This window comes from bacterium (assembly GCA_035529855.1).
GTDB lineage: Bacteria > RBG-13-66-14 > B26-G2 > WVWN01 > WVWN01 > WVWN01.
Genome location: DATKVX010000129.1, coordinates 19,431 through 30,709 on the forward strand (window position 1 = coordinate 19,431; position 11,279 = coordinate 30,709).

Annotated in this window: 11 protein-coding genes and 1 tRNA gene; 10 read left to right on the plus strand and 2 right to left on the minus strand. The window is 62.8% G+C overall.

The window, feature by feature from the left end; all coding sequences use genetic code 11:
• Positions 1-11 precede the first annotated feature (11 nt).
• Both secG and tpiA read right to left on the minus strand, forming a co-directional pair.
• Positions 12-407 carry a preprotein translocase subunit SecG gene (gene secG / locus VMX79_12775; GenBank protein HUV87971.1) on the minus strand — a complete coding sequence of 132 codons (396 nt, stop codon included), beginning with the start codon at positions 405-407 and terminating at the stop codon, positions 12-14.
• Positions 408-463: 56 nt separating this feature from the next.
• Positions 464-1,225: a triose-phosphate isomerase gene (tpiA, locus tag VMX79_12780; GenBank protein ID HUV87972.1), complete on the minus strand. Its 762-nt coding sequence runs from the start codon at positions 1,223-1,225 to the stop codon at positions 464-466.
• A gap of 168 nt (positions 1,226-1,393) precedes the next feature.
• Between tpiA and recJ the strand changes: the two genes are divergently transcribed.
• The 10 genes from recJ to VMX79_12830 all read left to right on the plus strand — a co-directional run bounded on the left by recJ (position 1,394) and on the right by VMX79_12830 (position 11,199).
• Positions 1,394-3,760 (plus strand): single-stranded-DNA-specific exonuclease RecJ, encoded by a 2,367-nt coding sequence (gene recJ / locus VMX79_12785; GenBank protein ID HUV87973.1) that lies wholly within the window; start codon positions 1,394-1,396, stop codon positions 3,758-3,760.
• A gap of 26 nt (positions 3,761-3,786) precedes the next feature.
• Positions 3,787-4,233, plus strand: coding sequence for a hypothetical protein (locus tag VMX79_12790; GenBank protein HUV87974.1), 447 nt, complete (start codon positions 3,787-3,789; stop codon positions 4,231-4,233).
• Between the two features lie 15 nt (positions 4,234-4,248).
• A complete protein-coding gene (locus VMX79_12795) occupies positions 4,249-5,376 on the plus strand; it encodes a Xaa-Pro peptidase family protein (protein HUV87975.1) in 1,128 nt (375 codons plus the stop codon).
• Positions 5,377-5,511: 135 nt separating this feature from the next.
• Positions 5,512-7,518: a DUF2079 domain-containing protein gene (locus tag VMX79_12800; protein ID HUV87976.1), complete on the plus strand. Its 2,007-nt coding sequence runs from the start codon at positions 5,512-5,514 to the stop codon at positions 7,516-7,518.
• Between the two features lie 210 nt (positions 7,519-7,728).
• Positions 7,729-7,962 (plus strand): hypothetical protein, encoded by a 234-nt coding sequence (locus VMX79_12805; GenBank protein ID HUV87977.1) that lies wholly within the window; start codon positions 7,729-7,731, stop codon positions 7,960-7,962.
• 136 nt (positions 7,963-8,098) lie between these two features.
• Positions 8,099-8,174: transfer RNA gene (locus VMX79_12810), tRNA-Ile, on the plus strand.
• A 47-nt stretch (positions 8,175-8,221) separates the two neighbouring features.
• On the plus strand, positions 8,222-8,974 hold the full coding sequence (locus tag VMX79_12815) for a hypothetical protein (GenBank protein ID HUV87978.1): 753 nt from the start codon (positions 8,222-8,224) through the stop codon (positions 8,972-8,974).
• 59 nt (positions 8,975-9,033) lie between these two features.
• Positions 9,034-9,237: a hypothetical protein gene (locus tag VMX79_12820; GenBank protein HUV87979.1), complete on the plus strand. Its 204-nt coding sequence runs from the start codon at positions 9,034-9,036 to the stop codon at positions 9,235-9,237.
• A gap of 6 nt (positions 9,238-9,243) precedes the next feature.
• Positions 9,244-9,603: a hypothetical protein gene (locus VMX79_12825; GenBank protein ID HUV87980.1), complete on the plus strand. Its 360-nt coding sequence runs from the start codon at positions 9,244-9,246 to the stop codon at positions 9,601-9,603.
• 18 nt (positions 9,604-9,621) lie between these two features.
• Positions 9,622-11,199 carry a hypothetical protein gene (locus VMX79_12830; protein ID HUV87981.1) on the plus strand — a complete coding sequence of 526 codons (1,578 nt, stop codon included), beginning with the start codon at positions 9,622-9,624 and terminating at the stop codon, positions 11,197-11,199.
• The last annotated feature ends 80 nt before the right edge of the window (positions 11,200-11,279 follow it).

Here is an 11,279-nt window from a genome sequence, read left to right on the forward strand (position 1 = left end):
GGATTCGACTTCTATTCCGTAGAGGCGGGCGCTTCTTTCTCGGGTTGGTCCGGTTTCGTCGGTTCGCTCGGTTCGGTCGTTTTCCAGGGGCGCGACGGTTGGGCCGGCGTTTTTTCGGTCGTCTTCGCTTTCCGCTCTTCCATTAGGGACTTGCCGCCCCGCGGCATCGCCGATAACTTCGCGAGCACGAGCGACGTCACCATAAACATAATGGCCGCGACCGTCGTGAGTTTTGTCAGGAACGTCCCGGGGCCCCGGCCCCCGAAAAAGGATTCCGAGGCGGCGCCGCCGGCGCCGAAGACGCCTGAAAGGCCGGCGCCCTTGCCGGTTTGCAGGAGGACGACCGCGATCATCGCGACCGCGAAGATTATGTGCGCCACAATGACTACCGGGTGAAATATATCCATTTCAAACTCCTATGCGAGACTATAACATGTTTTCCTCTAACCGTCAATCGCCCTTTCTACCCGCGGAACTTTATTATGGGAACGAACGTCTCGGCCTTGAGGCTCGCGCCGCCCACCAGCGCGCCGTCGATGTCCGGTTCCGCCATGAGCTCGGCGGCGTTGTCGGGCTTAACGCTGCCGCCGTACAATATCCGTACGGTTTCGGCGGCGCCGGCGCCGAATGCCTCGCGTATCGCTTCTCTTATGAGGGTGTGTGCTTCGCCCGCTACCGCGGGCGTCGCGGTCCGGCCGGTGCCTATGGCCCATACCGGCTCGTACGCCAGCGTTACTGCCGCAACGGCGTCGGCCTCCACGTCGTTCAAACCGGCGATTACCTGGCCGCGGATGAGGTCCTTCCAGCCGTCGCCCGCCTCGCGTTCTTCCAACTTCTCGCCGACGCAGAGGATGGGTTTTAGGCCGTCTTGGAGCGCGGCCCGGGCTTTTTTATTTACGATATCGTCCGTCTCGTGGAAATATTGCCGCCGTTCGGAGTGGCCTACGATAACGTATTCCACGCCCAACGCCGTTAACATCGGCGGCGAGACTTCTCCCGTGAAGGCGCCCGTTTCTTCGTAAAAGACGTTCTGCGCGCCCAGCTTGACGGCCGAGCCGGCGAGCTCTTCCGCGGCCGCGGCCAGCGACGTAAACGGCGGACACAAGAGGACGTCGACGTCCTCGACGCCGGCGGCCCCGTCGCGGACGGTACGCGCCAATCGGCGCGCTTCCTCCGCGGTCGTATGCATCTTCCAATTACCTGCAATAAACGGTTTCCGTACCATAATGAACGTCACCTCGTTTAGTAATCGAGCATATCGGAAATGGGTATCCAAAGAACCGCCGGTAATATAATTGAAACCGTCGACGTTTTCAAGGCTAAAACGCTCGATTTTAATTCCCTTTTAATTTTAACCCGCTTCGGTTATATTTACGAGTTCAACCGAGGCCGGTTGGAACGTGCCGCTAAGGAATCGTCGTTGGACCCTCGGATAGATATCCCAACACGTAACGTCGCCGCGGAGTTAGCGCTCGCGGAAGAACTCACCGTCGACCCGGGCCTGGCGCAAGTGCTGTACGCGCGCGGCGTACGGAATGCCGACGCGGCGAGGCGTTTTCTTTTCCCGGACGCTACGTCGCTGACGCCGCCGTCCGATTTCCCCGACATGAGTAAGGCGGCGGACCTCATAGTCGAACGTTGCCGTGACGGGAAATCGGTTTTCGTCGCGGGCGACTACGACGTCGACGGCCTCGCCGCTACCGCGGTTTTGGTTATCGTGCTCCGGCGTTTGGGGGCGACGGTGCGTTATTACATACCGGACCGTTTGAGCGAGGGCTACGACCTTACGTCGGCCACGGTCGCCCGGGCGGTCGACGCGGGGGCCGACGTTTTGGTTACCGCGGACTGCGGCAGCCGCGCGCACGACGCCGTGGGGGCGGCGCGGCAGGCCGGCCTCGCCGTCGTCGTAACCGACCACCACCGGCTGGGGGAAACGCTGCCGCGGGCCGACGCCGTGGTAACGCCGCAGCGGTTGGCCGAAGGCCATCCGGCGCGCGGCTTCGCGGGCGTCGGCGTCGCGTATAAACTGGCGCAGGAGCTTTTGCGCAGAGGCGGCGCCACGTTGGAAGCTCCGTCGCTTCTGCCTCTCGTGGCGGTGGGGACCGTTTGCGACGTCGTCGAGTTGGACGGTGAGAACAGGGCCCTCGTGGCCGCCGGGTTGAAGGAATTTCCGGGTGAATTATTCCCCGGCCTCGCGGCGCTGCTGGCCGAAGGCCGGGTAGAACCGCCGGTAGCTTCGTGGCATCTCGCTTTCGTCGTAGGCCCGAGGTTGAACGCGGCCGGGCGCCTGGGACACGCGACGTACGCGTTGGAGCTGCTTCTCGCGGACGAGGAGGGGCGCGCCCGGGCGCTGGCGCGTAAGATTGAAGATTTTAACGTGCGGCGCCGGGCTTTAGAAGGCCGGATAGCGGCCGAAGCGCTCGAGCGAGGCGCGGCGCAAGTCTCTTCCGGGAGCAGGGCGGTAGTGCTCTGGGGCGAGGGGTGGCACCCGGGCGTCATCGGCATCGTAGCGTCGCGGGTGGTCGACCGTTTCTTCCGGCCCGCGGTGCTGGTAGCCGTCGACGGGGGCGCGGGCCGAGGTTCTTGTCGGAGCGTCCCCGCGTTCGACGTCCACGACGCGCTCGCGAGTTTGGCGCGATACCTGGTTCGCTTCGGCGGCCACCGCCTCGCGGCGGGCTTCGAGATCGAGGAGAGGAATATCGCGCCTTTCGCGGAGGCGTTCGAGCGCTACGCTGCGGAGCGCCTCGACGAGGACGCGCTGCGGCCTACGGCGCGCGTCGACGGCTATTTGCCGCTGTGCGCCGTGAACGAGGGCCTCGCTCGCGACCTCAAGTTGCTCGAGCCCGTAGGTCAGGGCAACCCCGCGGCGACTTTCTACACCCGGACGCGCGTCGAGGAGGAAGCGCAGCGCGTCTTCAAGAACGCGCACCTCGAGGTTATGGCGGCGGCCGGGCCGGCGCGCATCCGGGCTATCGGCTTTAACCTGGCGCGCGACGGCGAAACGCTCGCGAGCGGCGAATACGGTTTAGTCCACACGCCGACGTTGGACACGTGGCACGACCGGGAACGGCTCGAGCTGAGGCTCGAGCATATATTGGCCGTTAACCCGGGCGTCGGTAATAGGGAACCGGTAGCGATCGTAGACGAGAGGGGTAAGCACCGCCGGGAAAGGGGAGGGGCGTACGAATTTTCGGCGGATGCCGTCTTCGGCCTTCCGGAACAAGAGGTACTGGCGAGCGGGTGCGAGTTCGTCGAATACGCGGCTGTCGTCGAGGTCGAGCGGCGCTTCCGCCGGATGTGGCTCGCGGCGCCGCCGTTCGACGCCCACCGATTCGCGATGCTGTTGGCTGCGGCGGAAGAGGTCGTTCTCGCTTACGGCGAAGCGGAGGCGCTGGCTGCCCGCGAGTTCCTAAGGCGGTATTACCCCGACCGCGAGATGTTGGCCGAGCTGTACCGCGAGCTGCGGGAGCGCGGGGAGTTGCCCGCGGCGGATGACGACCCGGGGGTACGCCGGGCGCTCGAGGTCTTCGGCGAGTTAGGTTTGACCGAAGAGGCCGACCGCGGCCTGGTCGGAGCCGACGGCGGCGCGTCGCCGTCGCCAGGGCGAAAGGCGCTCGACGATTCGCCGTTGTTCCGCCGGTGTCAGCGCCGGCGGGAGGCGGCGGAGGAGTTCGTCGCCGCTATGTGCGAGTGGCCGGCGGCGGCTTTGGAAAACCTCGCCCGGGAACTTTCGTTCGCAGCGTCCGGCCTTGATACTTAAGGTTTTTATAAAGAAGGAATAGCGACGTGATACGCATAGCCGCCGTTCACCCCGACGTAATCGCGGACGAACGTTTGAGGTTGGGGACGCCTCGCTTCAACGCCGAGTGGCTCGAGCTATTCAACGCCGGCGGCGGCCCCGTGGACGCGTTTGGCTACTTCGTCGTAAACGGCCGCGGCGAAGGCTTCACCATCGAGCTCCCCCGGCGTAACGCCTTGTTGGTCGGCCCGTATCAATCGCTGGTAATATTCTCCGGGTTCCCGGATAGCCCCGCCGACCCGGCGGCGTGTTACCTCGCAAACCAGGCGACGCGCCTTTTCCTTAAGCGCGATTCGTATTTCTGGGACGCCGAGGAAGATAACGTATACCTCTACTCCTCGCGCGAGACGTACGCCGACAACCCTGACGGGTACGTCGACTACTACCACTATAAGCGGCGTTCCGCCAAGATAATCGTTAAACGAAAACTTTAACAGAGGTGATGACGTATGGACCCCGTCGATATCGCTTCCTTCCGGCGCCGCTTCTTCGGCGAGAGACGGGCCCAGCTCGAGCGGTTGCTCGATACTCCTCTACTTTTATATTGGGGCCGCTGGGAAGGGCCCAGCATCCGCGCGCTGACGTTGGCGGAGGATTTTACGAGGCCGGCTTTTATTTTATGTGAACCGGGCGGCGCGACGACGGCGTTCGTGCAGCGAATCGAGGTCGACGAGTTGGCGCCGTTGTCCGACGACGTGGAGCTGGTCGCGTACGGCGGGGCCGCCGAGCTGGACGACGAGCTGGCGTCATATCTTAAGAAGTTCGACGACGTGGTGGTCGAAGTTTCGACGAATTTCCCCGCGCTCGACCGCCTGCCGCCGCGCTACGTCGGATTCCTCTCGTCGTTCGTGAATATAAGAGAGTGCGACGACGTGCTCGTACCGTTCCGGGCGGTTAAGTCCCCGCTCGAGCTCGCGTTGATGAAGCGAGCTTCCGACGCTACGCTGGCGGTTTTCGCGGAGCTCGAAGGCAAGGTCCGACCCGGCGCGGCGGAGGAGGACCTTATGAATTTCCTACTCCACCGCGCGATCGATGCCGGCGCCGCGCCCGCGTTTTACCCCATCGTGGCCTCCGGGCCCCGCTCGCAGTATCCCCATCCCCAGCGCCGCTCGAAAAAGAAGATAGAACCCGGCGAACGCGTCGTCGTCGACTACGGCGTCGACGTGTGGGGTTACAAGGCGGACGTTACGCGGACGTACGTCGCCGGCGGCGACGCGAGCGCGGACCCGTACTACGACATAAGCGCGGAACTGGTTGACCTCTTGCGCCGGGCCGACCTTAACGCGGTGACGCCGCTCGAGCTGGGCCGGGAGGTCGCGCGCAGGGTAAAGGACGCCGGCCTGAGCGACCGCGAGCGCCACGGTTACGGCCACGGGCTGGGCGTCGAAACCCACGACCCCCATCCGTACGTCGTCGCGACGGCCATGCCGTGGTTGGACCGCCCGTTCGAGGACGGGATGGTCTTTACGTTCGAGCCCGGCTTCTACGACGAGCGGGGAGGCTTTCGCATCGAGGACGACTACGTCGTATGGAAAGGTCGGGCGGTGCCGATGCAGGAGCTCGACGTTCCAGCGTAGTTTTAGCACGGAACGAGGAAGGGACGTGCGGTATAATGATGTCAGGGGTGGTTGAGAAGAGGATTGGGTAAGTAGGTAAATCCGTAGCCGGATATTTTTCGGGTACGGAGGAGGTTGGTTTTCGTAGGAAGAGGGATGTTACCTTCAGCGGGAAATACGTGGGTTCCTCTCGCGGCGGCCGTAGGTTGCGGCCTTGCCGCCGGGGTGGTATCGCTTCTCATCCGTCGCGAAACCGCGGCGGAAACGCGGACGCCCGCCAGGTTGGCGTGGTTTTTAGCGGGAACGTATTTCGTCGTTTTCGGCGCGTGGGCGGTAGGCCGTTTCTACAACCTCGAATACTGGGGGTCCGATCTTGGTGAATACGCCGGCCTCGTTTACAACACGGCGCGGGGTCGGTTTTTTACGCAGACGTTCGACGGTTTTCACGGGTACTTCGTCCATTTCGCGCCACTGCTCTTCGCGATATGCCCGTTGTCGTACGTTTTCCGCGAACCGGTTTATTTAGTCGTTATTATCGCGTTTTCGGCGGCCGCGAGCGTAGCGCTCGTATATTTTTTAGGGGCGGCGCGGGGCGCCCGGTGGCCGGCGTTCGCGCTCGCCGCGTCGTACGCTTTGTCGCCCTTTCTCCACGGCGCGACGTCGTACGGGAACCCGTTGCGAGCTATGGCCGCGCCGGCGGTCTTGGCCGCGCTTTTGCTTTTCGTCCGCCGGCGTTTCTGGTGGGGCGTTCTTTTTACGTTCTTGGCGGCCGCCGCCTCGGAGGAGATGGCCGTCTACGCGATCGTCGTGGCCGCCGTCGGGGTATGGGTATGTCGCAAGCGGTGGAGCGGCGGTTTGGTTATTTCCGCCTTCGCCTTTTACGCCTTCGGCGTCGCGTTTCAAATATACCCGAAGCTCTTGTGCGGGCAACCGGGATTGCCGCACTACGGGGTATACCTCGAGCGATTGAAGGAGGGCGGCGTGTTGACGCTCTTCGAGCCGAAGGGGATTCTACCCTTGAGTACGCGGCTGTGGTTCTTCGTGACGACGTTGGGTCCGGTGGCCGTGTTTTTACCGTTCGCCGGCGTCGCGGCGGTACTACTAATACCGCCGGGGTACGTTTTTTTAACTCACGACCACTCGAGTATCGTCCGGCACGGCTTCGGCTTCCCGTTTCAGTTTTTGCCGTTCGCGTACGCCGCGGCGGCTTTCGGCCTGGCGCGCATAAGCGCCCTCCGCCGGGTCCGGCTCAGGAGGTTCCTCTTGGCGGGGGGGAGCGTGGCGGCGGTGACCTTCCAAATAGTTTCGATCGCGTACTCGTACCGGCCCTGGTACGTCGGGACCGCGCGAGGTATGTTTCCGACTTACCATAAGCTCGGGACGCTCGCCGGGATCAGGAAGGTCCCTCCGGGAATCGCGGTCTCGGCGGACCAGCCGGCGTTCACGTATCTGGCGCACGACAGGCACGTCGCGACGTTGTACCCGCGGGGTTTGGGGTTGGGCGGTTTGGAGAAAGTGGACGCCGTGTTTTTGGACCGCGACTTCCATTGCGCGTTGGTAATGCCTTCGGATATGGCGCGGTTACGCGCGGCCGGTTTCTATCCGGCGGAGGTGACGCGGGACTACGCTTATTTTAGGCGAGCCCCGGGTAGGTATTCGTACGACGACGTATGGGAGGCGTGGTACGGAGTTATCAGCGAGTCCCATTTCCGCGCGCCGGAGCGATACGTAAGGCCTCGCCGCGATTCCCGGGCGTTGCACGACGGCGTCGTCCGCCGTTTCGAGAGGAGCGGGTTTTTATGGGGGAAGGACCGGTATTTCTTCCCTCCCGGGCGTTATAAGTTCATATATATCCTGGCGTGCGATAAGGACGCGTTCTGTCACGTTATTACGCGTCTGGTATTCCATAACCGGCGTACGGGCGCGGCGCGGCGCCGCATTAAAAAATGTTGGACGTTGAACCGGGACGGCGAATACCACGGGTACGCTTTAAAATTTAAAATCGACGAACCGTCGTTCGTCAGCGTCGATTTGGCGGGGACGTCGGGATACTTCTTCGACGACGTGGTCGTGAAGGGGGAGCGTTACAACCTGAAGGCGGTGGGGCGGTACTGTCCGTGGCCTTACGCGCCGCGAGGCGAGGTTGCGGACTATTTTAAATAAAATCGGCTCGCGCTCCATTTTAACATAATAACAGGTCACAAGCCGTCGTGGGGAAATGGGTATCGGTTTTCGCGAGACGAGCTTTAAGTTCGCCCATCGTAAAACGTTTACTTTTTTTCTTGACATAACGCCTTCGCTGGGTTAGGTTAAAAGCGAACCGAACCGCTCCCAACGACTAAACGAAAGTTAACCCGTGCGGGAGGTATAATAATGCCGTTTTATCAGTGCAAAGGTAGCAAGACGTACCACTCCCAGGCGAGTTGTTCCAGAGTGCCGACGAACGTCAAGAACAACGCCGGATGGGCGGTGCGTACCGCCAAGCCGAAGGGCAAGATGTGCATCGAGTGCGCGGCCAAGGCGAAACCGAAGGCCAAGCCGAAGAAGAGGGTTACCAAGAAGAAGGCCGCGGTCAAGAAGAAGGTTCGGAGAACCAGAAGGAAGTAGCAGCTTGCATTAAGGTTTGGTTAAGTGCCGGGGCCCGGGGCCTCGGCTTTTTACTTGAAGCAGCACGTCGCTTACGGAAGCGGCGTCGGCGTTTTTTCTTGATTATGAAGTTGCCGTGTGCTATAAATGGAAGGAAGGGCCTATAGCTCAGTTGCGGTTAGAGCGCGCGCCTGATAAGCGCGAGGTCACAGGTTCGACTCCTGTTAGGCCCACAGGGCCCGCCGCCGGCGGGCTTTTTTTCGTAAAGGCATGAGCCGTTATGATTGGTAAGTATTTAAAATGGGTGGCGGTCGCTGCGGCGTTGGGCACGCCGTACGCGGCGGCGCCCGCCCGGGCGGACGAGGGCGCGACGACCGTAATTATAGCCGCCGCCACCGCGGGCGCGACGGCGCTCGCGACGCTCCTCGTTAAGGACTACTTCGACGACAAGAAGGAGTCGGAGCGGCTCGAGCGCGAGACCGCGGATATCCTCGAAGAGGTCAAGAGAATAGAAACCCGGGCCGAAGCGCTCGAGGAGAAGAATTACGAGTTGGCGGCCAAGACCGAAGCCGCGGAGGGCGTCGCCGAGTTCTGGTCGGTGTTGATTCGCGAGGACGAGGAGTTCTTCAAGCCGGGCCACATGACCGAGCGCGTGATGCAACACGAAGAAGGGTTGGAACGTTTATTGGTGAAGGAACCGGCCCTGGTCGAGAAGATTCACGCCGCCATGTCCCGGCCGGATAGCGATTGGCCGCGCGCCGTTCTCATCCGGGCGTACGGTGCCGGTACCCCCGGCGCGGACTTCTGGGAGCTAAAGAAGCGGGTCGACCAGGGTTTGGAGGGCGGCGTCGTTTTGGTCGCCGGCGAACGGCAGGCGCGGTACGTTTCGGGCGCGGAGAATGTCATGGCAGTTTTGGATTACGTTTGGAAAGTGGCCGGCGCCGACGGATACCGGGAGACGCTGCAGAAGTTGTGGGTTTGCACGCCGGAGGAAGTGGAAGCGGTGCTGGCTGCGTTCCCGCAACACGATTAGCCGTAGTACGGGTTTTAAGGTAACTTTCCGGCCGGCGCCGATTCGTAAACGGAGGAGATATGCCGGACGATAAATCGAACGAGCTCGAGCAGCGGCTGGACGCGTTGGAGCGACGGGTCCAAATGGTGGAGGAGGGTTACGTCGAAGACGAGCGCCGGAGCCGGCGCGCGCGCACGATGAACATGTGGCTCCGCATCACTATATACGTGATGTTTCTCTTGTTGATGGTCTTGTTCCTCGTCGTCTTCAAAGTACGTTTCTGAGCTGCTATGAAAATCGGCGTAGTTTTTACGGTGTCTTTGTTCGGATTGCTGGGGTGCGCCGACGACGGCGGGCCGCCGGCGCCGTACAACGTGACGGCGGAAACCGGGGGCGGCGCGGCCGCGCTGCGGTGGAGTTATAAGGCCGCGCCCGGGTTGGATTGCTTTTTGATTCAACGCTCCGAGCGTTTCAATTACGATTTCGTCGACCTGGCGAAGTCGCCCGCGTGGGAGCTTTACTACGACGACGGCGACGTCGCCGTCGGCGAGACGTACTATTACCGCGTGGCCGCTTTTTACAAGACGTGGAACGATGAGAAGAACGTACTGAGTAGGTTCTCGCCCGAGGTGTCCGTTAAGATTGAGTGACCGCCGTACTAACGAATCATGACGCGGGCGGACCTGAAGATCGCGGCCGCCCTTTTTTTGACCTTCGTCGGCCTCTACGCGCTGTGCGCGCCGGGGCACTTCTACCTCCTCGACGCCTCCTTTAAGCTCACGTGGGCCGAGAACGTCGTTGAGCGCGGCCAGCTGCACTTCGACCGCGACCAGGTCGGCAAGGAGTCGCGCATCGGCACGTACTTCTACGCGGGACGCAACGGCGAGCTCTACATCCACTTCCCGCTGGGAGGCCTTTTTTGTTTTTTACCCGCCGTGCTGCTCGGCGCCGCGGCGACGAGAATATTCCCGGCGTTGGCCGCGTGGGACGTCGGCTACTCGCTGGCGTCGTTCGGGAACGTCTTGTGGGCGGCGGCCTCGGCGGCGTTGGTGTACTGGTTGGCGCGCCGGCTCGAGCGGCCGCCCCGGCAGGCCGCGGCCGCGGCCGTCATCTTCGGCGTCGCGACGCCGCTGCTGCCGTACGCGACGTACGACTTCAACGAGCCGGCGGCCGGTTTCTTCGTCCTGCTCGCGGCGGCGCTGATTATAATAGGTTGGGAGAAGCGCTCGGTTAAGTGTCCGGTCGGCGCCGGCCTGGCGCTCGGCTTCGCCTTTACGATCCGTTACGAGCTCCTCGCGTTCGCGGCGACGGCCGCGGCGTTGTGGTTCGTCTTCGCTTTAACGCGGGGTTCGCGGTGGCGGGATTTCGCGGCCTTCGTCGGCGGCTTCGCCGCGGTGGCGGCAAGCGTACCTATATACAACTGGTACGCCCGCGGCAGCGCGGGCAACTTCGCGTATAACACGCTGCCGTTCTTCACCAACCTCGTCAAGGCGCGGTTCGAGCCGCTGGGGGGCGGCGGGCCGCTGTCCTTCGTCGGGCGGTTTCTGTGGATATATTTCCTGGCGCCCAACATGCACAACGTCATATTGTACTGCCCGCTCGCGGCGTTCGGTGTGGGCGCGACGGCGGCGCTAGTTAAGTCGTACGGCCGCCGGATTTTATTTTTAATCGTCCCGGCGTTGGGCCTGGGGGCGGCGGTGCTCTTTACGACGTACTCGAGCTGGGCGTGGGGCCTCCGCTACGCGTACGTTTTCTGGGCCGTCCTCGCCGCGGCGGGCGTCCTTGCGCCGCGCCGGCGCCGGTGGGTAAAAATACTCTTCGCCGCGTGCGTGGCGTGGGGGATAGCGCTCGGCGTCGTCGCCGTCGCGGCCGACTACCAGCTCACGCAGAACGACATAGCGGTGGACGTAATCGGCGACGCGAAGAAAGTTAATTTCCGCGGCTGGCTGCCGGAGGGGCGAGCCAACCCGCGGTACTCGCAAATACTGTGGCATTTCAAGTACGCGGGCCTGGCCGCGGCGCGGACCGTCGACTACTACGTGCACGGCGGCGAGCTGCGCTGGCTCGACCGGCCGCCGCCCGGCCTTAAGGGCGACGACCGGGCGATGCTGGATATTTGGCCGGTATACGCGCAGGTGCGGTGCGAGGCGCCGGCCGCGGCGGCCTGGCCGCCATACCTATTATTATTAGTGGGCACCGTCGCCGCGGCGCGGTGGCTAAAACGTTCGCTGGCCGAAGCACCCTGATGTCGGGGCCGACGTTCTGGTCGGCGGAACGCCAGACAAGAATGTCTGGCCCACCAAAAGGAGTAGGGGCCGACCTTCAG